The sequence below is a fragment of the Streptomyces sp. NBC_00190 genome, assembly GCF_036203305.1.
GTDB lineage: Bacteria > Actinomycetota > Actinomycetes > Streptomycetales > Streptomycetaceae > Streptomyces.
This window is the reverse complement of sequence record NZ_CP108131.1, coordinates 2,682,522-2,698,047: the sequence shown is the minus strand read 5'-3', so window position 1 is coordinate 2,698,047 and position 15,526 is coordinate 2,682,522. Positions and strand designations below refer to the sequence as shown.

Sequence of the window (15,526 nt, the reverse complement as noted above, 5' to 3'; positions counted from 1 at the left end):
GGGGCGTCACGTCAGCAGTGGTGTCGGCAGTGGCGTCAGCGGCGGATGAACTGCGGGCCCTGCACCGGCAGCCGGAACGACGGATCGGCGGCCGGACCGGGCACGGGGGCCGGGGACACCGGCTGCGGGTACCCATAGGCGGGCTGGACCGGCGGCGGGGCCTGCGTGGGCGGTGCCGGCGGGGCCATCGCGGCCGTCTGCTCGGAGGTGGCCCCCGCGCCGGGTCCGGCGGCGGGCCCGGCATCCGGGGCCGCGGCCGGCTCGGCGGCGTTCTCGTCGACCGAGATCCCGTGGTCGGTCGCCAGCCCGACCAGCCCGTCGGAGTAGCCCTCGCCCAGGGCGCGGAACTTCCACCCCTCGCCCCGGCGGTACAGCTCACCGCAGATCAGCGCCGTCTCGGCACCGGTCTCGGGCCGTACGTCGAAGTAGGCCAGCGGTTCGGAGCCGCCGGCCGCCGTGGCGTCGTACAGGAGGATCCGCAGGTCGCGGACCTGCTGGAAGGGGACGTCCTCGGCGGAGGCGACCACCAGGATCCGGTCCACCGCCGGGGTCACCGTGCGCAGGTCCGCCTGGACGGCGTCGGTGACCGCGTCGCCGATCTGCTTCTTACCGAGTCGCCAGACGGCCCCCGAGGGGTGCCGCGGCTGGTTGTAGAAGACGAAGTCCTCGTCCGAACGCACCCGGCCGTCGGCGCCCACGAGCAGGGCGGAGGCGTCCACGTCCGGCACCTCGGGGCCGGCCGTCCAACGGAGCACAGCCCGGACCGCCACGGGGGCCACCGGGATGTTCGAGCCCTTCTGCATCGCGTGCGTCATGCACGTCATCCTGCCCTCCCGGGGTGGACCGGGACAATGCGGCCCCCCGTAGGGCCTTGTCCCGAACGCGAGAGCTGGGCATCGTGCAAGAGGGTTACCTGAACTTCATGTGCTTGAGGAACTCTTGACTCACGTTAGTACGTACTATTACCGGCCACGCCAGTTGGGCCGCCGAGGCAGTACGGGGGAAGCACATGCGTCACTTCGGGCACATATCGCCCACTGTCCGCAAGGACCTCTTCCACCAGGAACCGGCGGAATTCACCGGAGCCTCGCCCGCCCGCGTCCTCGCCGCGGCCCTGGGGGCGACGCTCTACAGCCCCGCCACGCGCCCCCAGCTCGCCCGGGACATCCGCAAGCAGGCCGGCCGCGGAGTCGTCTCGATGGTCCTCTGCCTGGAGGATTCCATCAGTGACGGCGAGGTCGCCGCGGCCGAGGAGAACCTCGTCCGGCAGTTCGCCGAGCTCGACGCGGACACCGCCGAGCTCCCGCTCCTGTTCATCCGCGTCCGCACGCCCGAGCAGATACCCGACCTGGTGCGTCGCCTGGGCGGCTCCGCCCGGCGACTGGCCGGATTCGTACTTCCGAAGTTCAACGAGAGCAGTGGCACTCCCTTCCTGGACGCCGTCGCCCAGGCCGAGGCCGCCTACGGCCAGGGCCGGCTGTACGCGATGCCCGTCCTGGAGACCCCGGACCTCCTCCACCTCGAAACCCGCGTCGAGACCCTCGCCGGCATCTCCCGCACCGTCAACGACCACCGCGACCGGGTCCTGGCCCTGCGGCTCGGCGTCACCGACTTCTGCTCCGCCTACGGCCTGCGCCGCACCCCCGACATGACCGCCTACGACGTCCAGATCGTGGCCGGCGTGATCGCGGACGTCGTCAACGTCCTCAGCCGCGCCGACGGCACCGGCTTCACCGTCACCGGCCCGGTGTGGGAGTACTTCCGCAGCCAGCAGCGCCTCTTCAAGCCCCAGCTGCGCCGCAGCCCCTTCCTGGCGGAAGGCGTGGAGGAACTGCGCACCGCCCTGATCGAACACGACCTGGACGGGCTGCTGCGCGAGATCGAGCTCGACCGGGCCAACGGACTGCTCGGCAAGACGTGCATCCACCCCGCCCACGTCACGCCCGTCCACGCGCTGTCGGTGGTCTCCCACGAGGAGTTCAGCGACGCCCAGGACATCCTGCGCCCCGAGCGCGGCGGCGGCGGAGTAATGCGTTCCGTCTACACGAACAAAATGAACGAGGTGAAGCCCCACCGGGCCTGGGCCGAGCGCACCATGCAGCGCGCCGAGGCCTTCGGTGTGGCGAAGGAGGAGGTCGGCTTCGTCGACCTGCTCACGGCCGGGCTCCAGGTGTGAGCGGGCCGGTGACGACGAGGGAAGGCAAGACGATCGACACGGTGTGGTCGGGAACATGGGTCGCGGACCGGCTCGGGGTGCGACTGCGGGACGCCGAGGGGGGAGCCGGGGGACCGCGGCTGACGGAACTCCTCGGGCTGGCGCTGCGGCGCAACCCCAAGCGGGCGCACCTGCTGGTCTCGCAGGTCCTGGGCAAGCACGTCCCGCAGTCCCCGGCGGCCGTCTACGCCGCCGGATACGGGCTCGGCGAGCGGGTCCGGGCCCTGCTCGGCGCGGACGGGGCCGCCTCGGCGGTGGTCCTCGGCTACGCCGAGACCGCCACCGGCCTCGGCCACTGCGTGGCGGACGGCCTGGGCCCGGCCCCCTACCTGCACTCCACCCGTCGGCCCGTGCCCGGAGTGGAGCCCGCGGGAGGCTTCGAGGAGGCCCACTCGCACGCCACCTCACACCTGCTGCTCCCCGAGGACCCCGCGCTGCTGGCCGGCAGCGGCCCGCTGGTCCTCGTCGACGACGAGTTCTCCACCGGCAACACCGTGCTGAACACCATCCGCGACCTCCACACCCGCCACCCGCGCTCGCACTACGTGGTCGTCGCCCTCGTCGACATGCGCTCCGCGGCCGACCGCGACCGGCTCACCGCCTTCGCCGCCGAACTGGGCGCCCGCGTGGACCTCGTCGCCCTGGCCTCGGGCACGGTGTCCCTCCCGCCCGGCGTCCTGGCCGAGGGCCAGGCCCTGGTCGAGGAGCACGAGGCGGCCGCCGACGGCATCGCGCCCCGCCCGCAGGCACCGGCCCCGGCGGACGGCCCGCGCCCGGACCACGAGCGCGTCGACCTCGGCTGGCCCGCCCGGGTCCCGGACGGCGGCCGCCACGGTTTCACGTCCGCGCACCGCGAAGCGCTGGACGCGGCCCTGCCGGCCCTGACCGACCGGCTCACGGCCGCGCTCGGCGAGCGGCCCGGCCGTGTCCTCGTACTCGGCAACGAGGAGCTGATGTACGCGCCGCTGCGCCTCGCCAAGGCCCTGGAGGAGGCGGGCGCGGCCCGCGAGGTCCGCTTCTCCACCACCACCCGCTCGCCCGTCCTCGCCGTGGACGACCCGGGCTACGCCATCCGCACCCGGCTGGTCTTCCCCGCGCACGACGCCCCGGCCGACGGCCCCGGAGACCGGTACGCGTACAACGTCGCGGGTGCCGGTTTCGACGCCGTCGTCGCCGTCGTCGACTCTGCAGGGGACACCCCCGAGCTGCGGTCGGGACTGCTCGCGAGCCTGGCTCCGCACACCGGCCGCGTCCTGCTGGCCGCCGTACCTTCCTACGTACCCGACCGGCAGGAGCAAGAGCCGATCATGACCGAGCCGATCACGGACGAGCCGATCACGCACGAGACGATTACGCGCGGGCCGTTGCGCGAGCCGTTGCGCGGGCCCGCCTTCTCCTCCTACGCCGCCGAGGACGTCGGCTGGCTGCTCCAGGACCTCTCCGGCGCCGAGCTGGAGGCCCCGACCGAGGAGCGCGAGGAGGCGATACAGGCGGGCGGCGCCCACTACGCGGAATCGCTGCCCGTCGAGTACCAGCCCTCCCCGCAGTACCAGAACCTCTACCAGAGCGCCCTGACCGCCTCGGCGGCCCGCATCGCCCGAGCGGTCGGCACCGTCACCGAGACCGTCCTCGCCGAGCGCACCCCGTCCCCGGTCCTGGTCTCCCTGGCCCGCGCCGGAACGCCCGTCGGCGTCCTCATGCGCCGCTGGGCCCAGCTCCGGCACGGCCTGGACCTCCCGCACTACGCCGTCTCCATCGTGCGCGGCCGCGGCATCGACGCCAACGCCCTGCGCTGGCTGGCCGCCCACCACGACCCGGCCGACGTCGTCTTCGTCGACGGCTGGACCGGCAAGGGCGCCATCACGCGCGAGCTGGCCGCCGCCCTCACGGCCCATCAGCAGGAAGAAGGGGGCCCCGGCTTCAACCCGGAGATCGTGGTCCTCGCCGACCCCGGCTCGTGCGTGCGGACGTACGGCACCCGCGAGGACTTCCTGATCCCGTCCGCCTGCCTCAACTCCACCGTCTCCGGTCTCGTCTCGCGTACGGTGCTGAGGTCCGACCTGGTCGGGCCCGCCGACTTCCACGGTGCCAAGTTCTACCGCGAGCTCGCCGGAGCCGACGTCTCCGTCGACTTCGTCGACACCGTCGCCGCCCGCTTCGGCGAGGTGGCCGACGCCGTCGCCGCCGAGGTCAAGGAGCTGCTCGCGGCCGACCGCACGCCGGCCTGGGAGGGCTGGGAGGCGGTGGAGCGGATCAGCGAGGAGTACGGCATCCACGACGTGAACCTGGTCAAGCCCGGAGTCGGCGAGACCACCCGGGTGCTGTTGCGCCGGGTGCCGTGGAAGATCCTCGCGCAGCGCGGCGCGGGCGCCGACCTGGACCACGTACGGCTGCTCGCCGAGCAGCGCGGTGTCCCCGTGGAGGAGGTCGACGGGCTGCCCTACACGTGCGTCGGACTCATCCACCCCCGATTCACGCGCGGCGCCACCGGCGCCGACGGAAAGGCTGTGGCCTCGAAGTGACTGTCCTGGTAGCCAGTGATCTCGACCGTACGCTCATCTACTCGGCGGCGGCCCTCGGCCTGACCATGCCCGACCCGGAGGCCCCGCGGCTGCTGTGCGTCGAGGTCCACGAGAGCAAGCCGCTGTCCTACATGACGGAGACGGCGGCGGGACTGCTGGCGGAGCTGACGGCGGACCCGTCGGTCGTCTTCGTCCCGACGACGACGCGGACCCGCAAGCAGTACCAGCGGATCCGCTTCCCCGGCCGCCCGGCCCCGTACGCGATCTGCGCGAACGGCGGCCAGCTGCTGGTCGACGGGGTCCCGGACCGGGACTGGCGGCGGCAGGTCGCGGCGCGCCTGGCGCGGGAGTGCGCGCCGCTGGAGGAGGTGCACGCCCATCTGCTGGCGACGGCGGACCCGGCGTGGCTGCGCAAGGCACGGGTGGCGGAGGACCTGTTCGCGTACCTGGTCGTCGAGCGTGCCCTGGTGCCCGACGAGTGGCTCAAGTCGCTGACCGAGTGGTCGCAGGAGCGCGGCTGGACGGTCTCGCTCCAGGGCCGCAAGATCTACGCCGTGCCGCGTCCGCTGACCAAGAGCGCGGCGATGCACGAGGTGGCCCGCCGGACCGGCGCCACGGCCACCCTCGCCGCCGGCGACTCGCTCCTGGACGCCGACCTGCTGCTGGCGGCGGACGCGGCCTGGCGCCCGGGCCACGGCGAGCTGGCGGACGCCGCCTGGACGGCGCCGACGGTGACGGCCCTGTCCGCGGCCGGAGTGCTGGCAGGTGAGGAAATCGTCCGCGCATTCGGCAGGGCGGTTGCGACACTGGCCGTATGACCAAGGGCAACAGCACCAAGATCACTGACGATCTCTACCGGTACATGCTCGACCACAACCCCCCGCTGGACGAGGTCCAGCGGGGGCTGGTGGAGACGACGTACGCCAAGTTCCCGGACGTCGCCGGAATGCAGTCGGCGCAGGAGCAGGGGCCGCTGCTGGCCTTCCTGGTCCGGCTGACGGGCGCCCGCCACATCGTGGAGGTGGGCACCTTCACCGGCTTCTCGGCCCTGTCGATGGCCCGGGCACTGCCCGCGGACGGCCGTCTCATCGCCTGCGACGTCTCCGAGGAGTGGACGGCGTACGGCAGGGAGGCCTGGGCGGCGGCGGGCGTCGCGGACCGCATCGAGCTGCGCATCGCGCCGGCGCTGGACACGCTCCGAGCGATGCCCGCCGAGCCGCACATCGACATGGCCTACGTGGATGCGGACAAGGAGAGCCAGATCGCGTACTGGGAGGAGCTCGTGCCGAGGCTGCGTCCGGGCGGCCTGATCGTCACGGACAACACCCTGTTCCACGGCACGGTCCTCGACGAGTCGGCCACCGGCTCGGCGGCCGGTGTCCGCGCCTTCAACGAGCACGTCGCGGCCGACTCCCGCATGGAGTCCGTGATGCTGGCGATCTCGGACGGCCTGACGCTCTCGCGCAAGCGCCAGACCGTTTAGCCGCAGCCGCCCCCACCACAGCAGCCCCCGCCGCCTCCCGCCCGGGCGGGCGCGGGGGCACTGCTGGTACCGCCCACGGCGACGGCGGAGAGCAGCTTGACGGTGTCGGCGTGCCCGGCGGGGCAGTCGGCGGGCGCGGAGGACTCGGCCATCGGCCGGCTCACCTCAAAGGTGTCGTCGCAGGTCCGGCAGCGGAATTCGTATCGAGGCATGCGGCCAGGTTAACGGCGGCGGGAGGAATTACGGCAGGGCCTGGACCCGCCTCCCGGTCTGTGCCGCCGCCCGCTGCTCCCGGGCCGCCTGCTCGGGATGGCGGGCCCGCCAGTACGGATTGTCGTGCGGCAGCGCGCTGCCCACCCGCCCGTACATCCCGAACCACATCAGCATCACGCCGACGACGAAACTGAACAGCACGTTCTGGATCTCGAAGGCCAGGAAGTTGAAACCGGTGTCCAGCAGGGCGAGATTGACGAATCCACTCAGGATGAACAGCACCCCGAGCACGATGTTCAAGGTGGAGGCGAAGGTCCCGCCGATCACCATCCCGACGAACAGCAGCACCCCGATACAGATCGACAGGACACTCAGCGCGCCGTTGGTGTTCAGCGCGAGCACCGTGTCTCCGCCGGTGTCGAAGAACCCGATCTCGTCGATGAGCCCCAGGATGCCGAAGACGACCAGCAGCAGTCCGGTCAGGCCGGCGCCGACCCGGTAGACCTTGCCGAGCTTGTGGTCGACGGGCAGGTGCTCGTCGAGCTCGGCATTGACCGGGTGCAGAAGGCGCTGCAGCCTGCCGGGGCCGGCCGGCGGCTCGTGGGTCTCGTACGGCTCGTGGGGCACGTACGGTGCGTAGTTCTCGTGGGGCTCGGTGCACCCGTAGAGCGCGTGAGCCGTGTAGGAATCCTGCGGTGCGGACGGTGCCTGGGGTGCACGGGCTGCACGAGGCTTGTGGGACGTGTGGGCAGCCATTGCGCCCTCCTCTGCTCCGTTTCCGGCCCCTCCAGCATCCGCCGATGCCTGCCCCCCGACAACCCCGGCCTCAGCCTGCGGCGCTCCGGCCCCGCATATCCGCCACCACCCGGCCCACCGCCATCCGGACCTCCTCCATCTCCTGCAGGAAATGCCAGTAGTCCGGGTGCCGCCCCTCCAGCCCCGCCAGCGCCCGCTCCATCCGGGCCACCGCCTCGTCCAGCGGCCGCGCGTGCCGCGGATCGGGCACACTGCGGCCCGCCATCGCGAGGCGCTGCGCATCCCGGATCGCGAACCGGGTCCGGTCCACCTCGGCCTGCGGGTTCCGCGCCACTTCCTCCAGCCGCGTCAGCCGGTCCTGCGCGGCCGACACCGCCTCGTCCGTGGCCTCCAGCGAAGCCCGTACCCCGTCGATCAGCACCCCTACGTCGGCCCAGCGCTGCTCGTCCCGCGCCCGGGAAGCCTCCTCGAGCCGGTCCTCCGCCAGCGCGACATCCCGTATCGCCTGGTCAGGGACGTGCTGCAGGTCCTGCCAGCAGGCCGCGCTGAACCGGCGACGCAGCTCGCTCAGGACCGGATCCACCCGGTCCGCCCGGTTGCGCAGCGCCTGGGCCCGCGTCCGCAGGCTCACCAGCCGCCGGTCGATCTCCGCGGCCCGCTCCGGCAGCCGCGCCGCCTCCGCCCGTACGCCCTCGGCGTCCCGCAGGATCCGGTCGGCGCGCTGCACGGTCTCCTGCACCCCGTGCTGGGCCGCGCCCTGGTTCAGCTTGGTCAGCTCCGGGCCCAGCGCGGCCAGCCGCGCCGCCAGATCATCGGCCCGCATCCCCTTCGCCCGTACGGCGTCCAGCGCGTCGCTGGCCGCCAGCAGCGCGGCCTTGGCCCGCTCCCGGGCCGGCGCGACCCGGGCGAGCTGCGTCTCGGCCTTGTCCAGCAGCGGCTGCAGCCCCTGCGCGAACCGGTCCAGCTCCCCTTTGGCCCGCACCAGCTCATCGCGCGCCCGGGTCAACTGCTCCCGGGCCTGCGTGGCGACGGAGGCCTCAAGATCCACCCGGTCCAGGTCGTGCGCGTCGACGGCCTCGATGTACACATGGCTGACCTGGTCGATCCGCTGCCCCAGCGCGGCGAACCCCTCGCTCGCCTGCCGCGCGGCGGGCGACCCGTCCGCGGCGGCGATGGTCTCGATCGAGATCCGCAGATCCCGCTGCGCGGTGTCCAGCTCGTAGAACGCCGCGGCGGCGGCATCCTTGGCCGCCTGCGCATCCGCCCGCCGACTCTCGTCCCGCCCACCGAACCAACGCCGGGATGCTGTTGTCACAATCCCTCTCCCGTACCGCGTCCGCCATGCCCCGGACCATTCTCCCTCACGGGAACGGGTTTGCGTGGGGGGTGCGCTCGCCATGTAGGCTGTTCACTCATCCACGGGTGCGTAGCTCAGGGGTAGAGCGCTGCTCTTACAAAGCAGATGTCGGCGGTTCGAAACCGTCCGCGCCCACCAGTCAAAAGGCCCCCAGCCGCATGCGGCTGGGGGCCTTTGACGGTAGTTCTTGACGGCAATCAGCCTCGCGGACCCCGCCGCCGCAGCATCCGGTCCATGTGCCCGATGGCCTCCCTCCGCGTCTCCTCGGACACGTGCGTGTAGATGTTCATCGTGACGGCGATCTGCGAGTGGCCGAGGATCTCCATGACCACCCTCGCCGGCACCCCAGCGGCGAAGAGCAGGGTGGCGCACCCGTGTCGGGCATCGTGCAGCCGCACCCGGGGGAGTCCCGCCCCGTCCGCGATCCGCTCGAACGACCGGCTGATGTTCCGCGGCTCCACCGGACGGCCGGTACGCGTCGTGAACACGTAGTCGTTCTGCTGCCAGGCCGTTCCGGCGGCTTCCCGCTGAGCGGCCTGGCGCAGACGCTGCCACCGGAGCGGGGCCACGCACATCAGCGGGATCGGAATGACCCGGGTCCGGCGGTTCTTGGTCGAGTCCGCGTACAGCTCCTTCTGCACCCGCTGGATCTGGTTCCGCACGGTCAACGTCCGGCGCTCCAGGTCGATGTCCTGCCAGCGCAGCCCCAGAATCTCCCCGCGCCGCAGCCCGAGCGTCACAGCCACCACGAACGCGGCGTACAGAGGGTCCTGCCGGGAGGCCTCAAGGAAGATCACCGTCTGATCGAGGTTCCACGGCTGGAGTTCCCGCGGCTGCACTCGGGGCGCCGGCACGAGCTGGACGACGTTCCTGCTGATGAGTTCCTCCCGGCATGCTGCGGAGATGGCACTGCGCAGTACGCGGTGCGACTCCTTCGCGGTGGCGGCCGACGCCCCGCGGGTCGTCGCCGCCGGGGGGCGCTCCGACTTCGGGATGGCCGGGGTGCCGCTCGCCTCGCCGACGCGGGAGCCGATGTGGTGATGCTTGACGTGCAGTCAGTGGCCGCCACCGGCCCTTCCTGCTCACCCGTAGGAATGAAGGAGTACACAAAGACGGGGGTCATCGGATTTCCTTCCCGTGTCACAGCAGAGAAGGGGCAACTGGTGCTCTACAGCCTGATGACTAGTTTCACTGGGCGCCTCACGGCTTTGGGGGAATAGCTTTTGAGGCGCACCAGAGATGCGCTGCCTCACAGCCCGTCACGAAGGATCTGTGACAAGTCTGCTCCCCAAGGTCTGGATGTCAATTCGGCTAGGAGTGCCAAGCGTCTGGCCCCAAGTTGGCACCCCCAACTCGGCAAAATCCCGGAATTAATCATGGCCTCCGACGGTTCAAGGCGAGCGATGCACCAATAAGAGCCGTTGCAAATGAACTTCCATACAGGTCTTTCTTGATATGCGGCATGGCTGCGGGTGCTGACGTACCCAGCGGCTTCTCGCTAGTACCCCCCAGAGCGCCAACCACGTGAAGTGTGAGACCCTCTGGGGTGCGACAATTGTATGTTGCCACCCGGCCGTACCAGTCAAGTCCACAGGCAACGATGAAGCCAGGAACTGTTGCTGGGTATGCCATATAATCTGGCCCTTCGTTCCCTGCTGCGCAAACAACGAGGGGCATCGTAACGCCCCTCTTGTAATTGGTCTGCGCGATCCGAAGGAACCCAGCGTGACCGCTTTGGTCCCTCACTCCTAGCATGGCCCGCTGTGCGACGACTATGACTTGATATCGCCCTATCTGCCACATTGCCTCGTTGAGGCCGTTAATGAGCGTAGGGGATTCGATGTATTTATCGCCAGGCTTGAGCGCTCGAAAGCTGTTCATATGGGTATTCGGAGCTACGGCTCGGAGAAGGCTTCCAATAGACGTTCCGTGCCCGTCTGGATCGTGAGGCGACTCCGGACCCCCAGCGACACCCGTCAAGTTAACCTGAAATGATGCATCCTGGTCGCCTGTATCGAGCAGCGCAATGCACGGTTCTGCGGGCCAGGAGTCGATGGCATCCAACCCCAGCACTTCATTGCTCAGTGAGATCTGAATCGAATCATTCAGTCTCTCATGAATCTCCGGAGCCCAATTGATTGACCATTTCCTGGGATGCAGAGTCTCTCCTGAGGCGGATACAGGAGAGAAGAAGTAGCCCGCCTCGATGTAGGCGGCATCATTTTGATACAACTGGAGCGCGCGAGACACGTCACGAACAATCCTCGGGCCTTCATCAGGTGAATGACGCAGCTCGGCCACACGCAGGGCCCACTCCGGTCGCCTATTAGTGTCCAGCCTGGGCAAGAGATGCGGTGCTGTGATCCAAGGCGGGAGCTCAGCTCTATCGCGCAACTGAGGCCAGCCGCGCAAGACCCCTAGTAGATCAGCTTCAGGCCCGATCAACGTCGAAAAATCAGCCGCCGGTACATCCATGCTTTCGGCCAATGCGCCCTTAGGGGGTTGCGCTCCTGGCGCATTTAGCATCCTGGAAAACCACTCGACACTTGGGAAAATTGGCCTTGTCTGATCTTGTGACACTCCGACCTCCAAGGCGTTGGAGTGAACGTACACATCAAGGGCGCGGCGCTCGTCACCGAAATGGCCGACCGGTATTAGAGTCGGCAGGTGCATCCACTCCCATTTTAAGGGGCTCTCATGACAGACGCATCTGCACTCGTTTATGCCCATGAGTTCATTACGGTGAGCGACGACCAGATCTCGCATTGGGAGGTGCATGACCGTTATAGGAAACTGCCCATTCTAACCGGGCTGTGCCCGACGTGCGGCCATGATTGCGAAGTCGAGGTGAGAGACACCGTAGTGGTGGGTGGGCTGGGTGCGTCGGCGAAAGATCAAGCAACGCCACGGGAATGGACCGCGCAGATCATCTGCAATTGTCGGCGCGATCACAAGCAGCCTGAGGGGGTGCGGGGAGGCTGTGGGCGATACTGGCTTGGAAGGCTTACTAAGCAGGAAGGTGGAACCTATGCATTGAGCACAGAGAAGAACCTTCGGCTATTGCCCGCAGCAGCGGCGCTAAATGAAGCTCTGGCCGCTCAGGACAAGCGTGTTCAATATTCCGCAGAGAAATGGCTGGGGGCTGTTTCTGCTATCTATGCACTGTTTTCCCTGACCGGTATTGCCACGGCAAAGGATGCGTTGACAGGGATGAATGCTGCTTCGAAGTGGGGTGTGGCACTAGCACTCGTGGCTGGCGTAACGCTAGCGGTTCTTGCGGTCATCTCTGGCTACAAGGCCGCATATGGCTGGCCGCGAGCAGTCAGAGTCGGCACAGAGAATCTTGAGGATTGGTACGACCAATATCAAGGGTATGCTGTTACAGCCGCAGCGCAGCTCCGGGTAGCAGTTTTCCTCTCTTTGTTTTCTCTGGCTGCCATCATCGGCGTGATGGTGTTGGTGTGGTTCTTGCCGCGGGGGTAAGATCGTAAGTTTGCGGATTCGAGGTGTTTTCACTCGAGGGACAATGTGGTCGGTGAGCTCCAGGTGCGGTTATGATTCCCGATCGAACGGCTATGCGGTGTTCAGCTGGCCGTGGACTATCCGCCTTCTCGTCCCACCTGATCCGCCACGTGCAGGGCCGTGACCTGCTGCGCTGTCCGGATTCCAAAAAGCCTCCGGAGTCGTGTCTTGCTCAGTAGGACCGAGCGACGGCAGGACCCAGACGAGCCCGTTGACCTTTTGGTGGACCATTGCAGTGACGGCAGTTTTTGACGGCAACGTCAGGGAACATGAAGGGACTTGAAGGCCTCTCGCTGCTTGGGTTACGTCTTGCCATTGGCCAGGCAGGTAGGCCAGCCAGTTGGTCGAACTTACAAAGCAGTTTTCGGCGGTTCGAAACCGTCCGTGCCCACCAGTCAAAAGGCCCCCCGCCGATCACGGCGGGGGGTCTTTCGCATCCCATGCTGCCTGGGCACTGATCCGTGTCTCCGATGTCAGCGATGCGCAGCAGTGACACGGTGAGGGCGGCAGAGGTCGTACTCGGCGGGCCGGGGGCGTTGTGCGGCGGGCGGTGGTCGCGCTGTTGGTGGCCGGTGCTGCCGTCGCCTGCGGGCCCGCCGGGGGTGAGGGGCCGGCGGTGTCCGCGCCGCCGACCCTCCCCTCGGTCTCGGCGGTGCCGACTAACGCCTCCCCGAGCCCGACTCCGCCGCCGTCTCCGTCCCTCGCTCCGTCACCTTCTCCGACCGCGGTCCCGAGCCCGTCGGACACCCCCGACCAGAAGGCACCCAGCACCGCCCCGGCGCCCAAGCGCACGACCAAGGCTCCGACGAGTCCGCCGGCCGAGCCCGCGGACCCCGCGTGCGAGATCGTCTCCAACGCGGGGAACTGCTACAACGCGGGCCAGTTCTGCCGCAAGGCCGACCTCGGCCGGTCCACGCACGCGGGCAACGGCCGCCTGATCTACTGCCGCCAGGACGGCAGCCAACCGCGCTGGGGCTACTAGGTCTTGGCCGGACGATCGGGCCGTGGGATCGTCGGGGGATGGGCGAGTGGCTCGCGTGGGGTGGGGTGGCCGTGGCGGTGGCCGCGGTCCTGGTGGTGATGCTGGAGCGGGCGGTCGGGGCGGGCTTCGAGCGCAAGCGGGACGAGGAGCGGGCACGGTTGCTCGCGCACGTCGCCGAACCGGTGGCCGAGCCCGGTGGTGAAGCCGTCGGCGGGCCGGGACACCCGAAGTTCGACGACGTCGGCGGCATCCGGCCGCACCCACCGGCACAACTCGGCGACCGCCGCGACGACTTCACACCCATCCTCGTGGAGTACTACGCCTACGGGCTGACCCAGGCGCGGAGCAGCTTCGCGACCAGCCAGCGGTTCGCCGGGGTCGGAGCGGCGATCCTCCTCTGCGGGGTGGCGCTGGCCGTCTGGAAGGCCGAAGGCGGCGGGGAGCTGTACCTCGGGGTCGTGACCAGCTCGGTCGGCCTGGTCACGACCCTGGTCGGGCAGCTCTTCCACCGGCGGGCCGACATCGCGCTCAGGCACATGGCCGACCAGACCGCCTCGCTGCGCGACGACCGGCGGGCCGCCGAGACGACCCAGCAGGCCATAGGGCTGCTGGACGAGGTCACGGACCCGGAACTCAGGGGCCGGCTCCAAGCTGGATTGATCATGAAATTGTCCGGGGCGGAGCTGCCTCGCTAGCGGGATAGTAGGAGTATGTGCCGTTCCATTAAGACCCTGCGCCCGCCCGCGATCCCCGAGAAGGCCACCGAGGAGGAGATCCGCTCCGCCGCGCTGCAGTACGTACGCAAGGTGTCCGGGTTCCGGGTCCCCGCCGCGCACAACCGAGAGGTGTTCGAGGCGTCCGTGGACGCCGTCGCAGAGGCCACCCGGCTGCTCCTCGACGGTCTGCAGGTACGGGGCCAGGCCACCGCAACCGCCACCGCCTGACCCGGGGACCTACGGCCTCCCGCGACGCGGGAGGTCAGGCGGCCGCGCGGCGCCGCACCACCCACACCCCGGCGCCGAGCGCGCCCATGACGAGGGCGCCGCCCATGGCGATCTGACCCGGGCTCACCGAGTCGATGCTGCCGCCCGTCCCGCCGCGCGCGCCCCCCGGGGCGACAGCCAGCGAGACGGTGACGCGCTCACCGCCAGGACCGCCGCACTCGAAGGTGACGCGGTGCGTGCCCTGACCGGCATTGTTGTAGACGGTGGCGTTGCCGAAGAGGTTGTTCGCATCCACACTGCCGGCGGTCAGGCGTGCCTCGCCGAAGGCGCTGGAGGTGACCCGGGCGGTCTGGGTGCCGCAGCCCGCGATGTTGAGGGAGACCCGGCCACCCGGTGCGACCGTGGTGGGGGAGACGGAGGCGGTGGGGGCGGCGTAGGCGAGTGAGGCGGGAGTGGCGGCGGCGATGGCGAGCGACGCGGCCGCGACGGCCAGCAGCCGGCGCGGCGCGGCGGACCGCCGGGCGGGCGGTCGCGCGAGCGGTCGGGCGAGAGGGGAGACGGGTGGCGTGACAGGCGGCTTGGCGGGCATGGAGAGAACTCCTCGGGCTCCTCGAAACGGCGCGGCCAGGGCACGGATGTGACGCGGATTCGGTTGCGCACCGTGCTGTGGACGCTAGGAGCCCGGGCCGGGCACGGCGATCGGGGCCGGGTGAACGGGTGAGCCACTGCTCCATCAGAGGGAGCACGCCGCCGCAGGACCGGACCGGCTCACGCTGCCGGCGCCGCCGTCGGCGAGGCCGGGCGGCGGACGAGGAAGGCGGCCACCGCGCCCGCGGCGAACAGGGCGACGACGGAGACGGCCGTCCCCAGCCACTGGGTACCGAGCCACTGGGTACCGAAGTAGCCCAGCGACACGCTGTAGCCCGCCCAGGCCATGCCCGCCAGGACCGACCAGGGCAGGAACTCCGCCACCTTGCGGTGCGTCTTGCCCGCTCCCAGGGACACCACCGAGCGCCCGGCCGGCGCGAAACGGGCGATCACCACCAGGGCGCCGCCGCCCCGGGCCAGAGCCGTACCGAGCCGCTCATGGGCCCGTGTCAGCCGACGGGAGCGGGCGATGGCCCGGTCCAGCCGGGCCCCGCCGCGCCGGGCCAGCCGGTACGCGGCCATGTCCCCCAGCACCGAGGCGGTCGTGGCGATCACGAGCAGGGCCAGAATGTCCGGCACCTGCGCGGGCACGGCCACCGGCCCCGCCGCTCCGGCGGCCGCCGCGGCCGCCGCAGCGGTGATCACCAGAACCCCGCTCGGCAGCACCGGAAGGAACACGTCGAGCACGACGGACACCGCCACCACGGCGTAGATCCATGGGCTCGCGGTCAGCGACCCCAGAGTCTCAAACAAGGCGGGACTCCCCAGTCCGGTGGACGTTCAGCGGCATGAAGCGCCGCGACGTCGCGGGGGAGCGGCAGGAGCGGCTTGACAGCCATACAGCGTACGCCCGCGGTTCGCTCCCCGGATGCCCGGGGCAGCCC

At 69.9% G+C, this 15,526-nt stretch carries 16 protein-coding genes, 1 tRNA gene and 1 pseudogene; 10 read left to right on the top strand and 8 right to left on the bottom strand.

Going from position 1 to position 15,526, the window contains the following annotated elements; genetic code table 11:
* Nucleotides 1–35 precede the first annotated feature (35 nt).
* Nucleotides 36–815 carry a TerD family protein gene (locus OG429_RS13085; RefSeq protein ID WP_328925493.1) on the bottom strand — a complete coding sequence of 260 codons (780 nt, stop codon included), beginning with the start codon at nucleotides 813–815 and terminating at the stop codon, nucleotides 36–38.
* Between the two features lie 194 nt (nucleotides 816–1,009).
* On the opposite strand from OG429_RS13085, the gene OG429_RS13080 reads away from it, so the two are divergent.
* The 4 genes from OG429_RS13080 to OG429_RS13065 are packed head-to-tail and all read left to right on the top strand — an operon-like array spanning nucleotide 1,010 to nucleotide 6,220.
* On the top strand, nucleotides 1,010–2,176 hold the full coding sequence (locus tag OG429_RS13080) for an HpcH/HpaI aldolase/citrate lyase family protein (protein ID WP_328925492.1): 1,167 nt from the start codon (nucleotides 1,010–1,012) through the stop codon (nucleotides 2,174–2,176).
* Between the two features lie 8 nt (nucleotides 2,177–2,184).
* Nucleotides 2,185–4,737, top strand: a complete 2,553-nt coding sequence (locus OG429_RS13075; protein WP_328925491.1) for a phosphoribosyltransferase — start codon at nucleotides 2,185–2,187, stop codon at nucleotides 4,735–4,737.
* On the top strand, nucleotides 4,734–5,555 hold the full coding sequence (locus OG429_RS13070) for an HAD family hydrolase (protein WP_328925490.1): 822 nt from the start codon (nucleotides 4,734–4,736) through the stop codon (nucleotides 5,553–5,555). The genes OG429_RS13075 and OG429_RS13070 overlap by 4 nt, the downstream gene beginning before the upstream one ends.
* Complete coding sequence (locus tag OG429_RS13065) at nucleotides 5,552–6,220, top strand: O-methyltransferase (RefSeq protein ID WP_328925489.1); 669 nt, start codon at nucleotides 5,552–5,554, stop codon at nucleotides 6,218–6,220. Before OG429_RS13070 ends, OG429_RS13065 begins: the two co-directional genes overlap by 4 nt.
* On the opposite strand, the gene OG429_RS13060 is transcribed toward OG429_RS13065, so the two are convergent.
* The 3 genes from OG429_RS13060 to OG429_RS13050 all read right to left on the bottom strand — a co-directional run bounded on the left by OG429_RS13060 (nucleotide 6,217) and on the right by OG429_RS13050 (nucleotide 8,588).
* A complete protein-coding gene (locus OG429_RS13060; protein WP_328925488.1) occupies nucleotides 6,217–6,432 on the bottom strand; it encodes an FmdB family zinc ribbon protein in 216 nt (71 codons plus the stop codon). The genes OG429_RS13065 and OG429_RS13060 overlap by 4 nt on opposite strands.
* 28 nt (nucleotides 6,433–6,460) lie before the next feature.
* Nucleotides 6,461–7,189, bottom strand: a complete 729-nt coding sequence (locus tag OG429_RS13055) for a DUF4383 domain-containing protein (protein WP_328925487.1) — start codon at nucleotides 7,187–7,189, stop codon at nucleotides 6,461–6,463.
* Nucleotides 7,190–7,259: 70 nt separating this feature from the next.
* Nucleotides 7,260–8,588 carry a hypothetical protein gene (locus tag OG429_RS13050; protein WP_405679990.1) on the bottom strand — a complete coding sequence of 443 codons (1,329 nt, stop codon included), beginning with the start codon at nucleotides 8,586–8,588 and terminating at the stop codon, nucleotides 7,260–7,262.
* A 21-nt stretch (nucleotides 8,589–8,609) separates the two neighbouring features.
* Here OG429_RS13050 and OG429_RS13045 point away from each other — a divergent pair.
* A tRNA-Val gene (locus OG429_RS13045) sits at nucleotides 8,610–8,684 on the top strand.
* 59 nt (nucleotides 8,685–8,743) lie between these two features.
* Here the strand turns inward: OG429_RS13045 and OG429_RS13040 are convergent.
* Nucleotides 8,744–9,496, bottom strand: a pseudogene (locus OG429_RS13040) (tyrosine-type recombinase/integrase); the annotation flags it as partial.
* On the opposite strand from OG429_RS13040, the gene OG429_RS13035 reads away from it, so the two are divergent.
* On the top strand, nucleotides 9,450–9,587 hold the full coding sequence (locus tag OG429_RS13035) for a hypothetical protein (protein ID WP_328925485.1): 138 nt from the start codon (nucleotides 9,450–9,452) through the stop codon (nucleotides 9,585–9,587). The pseudogene OG429_RS13040 and the gene OG429_RS13035 sit on opposite strands and share 47 nt — an antisense overlap.
* A 333-nt stretch (nucleotides 9,588–9,920) precedes the next feature.
* Here OG429_RS13035 and OG429_RS41435 read toward each other — a convergent pair whose 3' ends face one another.
* Nucleotides 9,921–11,021, bottom strand: a complete 1,101-nt coding sequence (locus OG429_RS41435) for a S8/S53 family peptidase (RefSeq protein ID WP_405959373.1) — start codon at nucleotides 11,019–11,021, stop codon at nucleotides 9,921–9,923.
* Between the two features lie 222 nt (nucleotides 11,022–11,243).
* Between OG429_RS41435 and OG429_RS13030 the strand changes: the two genes are divergently transcribed.
* The 4 genes from OG429_RS13030 (at nucleotide 11,244) to OG429_RS13015 (ending at nucleotide 13,994) form a co-directional block, all read left to right on the top strand.
* Nucleotides 11,244–12,029 carry a hypothetical protein gene (locus OG429_RS13030; protein ID WP_328925484.1) on the top strand — a complete coding sequence of 262 codons (786 nt, stop codon included), beginning with the start codon at nucleotides 11,244–11,246 and terminating at the stop codon, nucleotides 12,027–12,029.
* A gap of 655 nt (nucleotides 12,030–12,684) precedes the next feature.
* Nucleotides 12,685–13,050, top strand: a complete 366-nt coding sequence (locus tag OG429_RS13025) for a hypothetical protein (RefSeq protein WP_328925483.1) — start codon at nucleotides 12,685–12,687, stop codon at nucleotides 13,048–13,050.
* Between the two features lie 38 nt (nucleotides 13,051–13,088).
* Nucleotides 13,089–13,745, top strand: coding sequence for a TRADD-N-associated membrane domain-containing protein (locus tag OG429_RS13020; protein ID WP_328925482.1), 657 nt, complete (start codon nucleotides 13,089–13,091; stop codon nucleotides 13,743–13,745).
* Between the two features lie 15 nt (nucleotides 13,746–13,760).
* Nucleotides 13,761–13,994 (top strand): DUF2277 domain-containing protein, encoded by a 234-nt coding sequence (locus tag OG429_RS13015; protein WP_328925481.1) that lies wholly within the window; start codon nucleotides 13,761–13,763, stop codon nucleotides 13,992–13,994.
* A 34-nt stretch (nucleotides 13,995–14,028) separates the two neighbouring features.
* On the opposite strand, the gene OG429_RS13010 is transcribed toward OG429_RS13015, so the two are convergent.
* Together OG429_RS13010 and OG429_RS13005 are read right to left on the bottom strand one after the other, a co-directional pair.
* Nucleotides 14,029–14,583 (bottom strand): hypothetical protein, encoded by a 555-nt coding sequence (locus OG429_RS13010; RefSeq protein WP_328925480.1) that lies wholly within the window; start codon nucleotides 14,581–14,583, stop codon nucleotides 14,029–14,031.
* 179 nt (nucleotides 14,584–14,762) lie between these two features.
* On the bottom strand, nucleotides 14,763–15,395 hold the full coding sequence (locus tag OG429_RS13005; protein ID WP_328925479.1) for a DedA family protein: 633 nt from the start codon (nucleotides 15,393–15,395) through the stop codon (nucleotides 14,763–14,765).
* Between the last annotated feature and the right edge of the window lie 131 nt (nucleotides 15,396–15,526).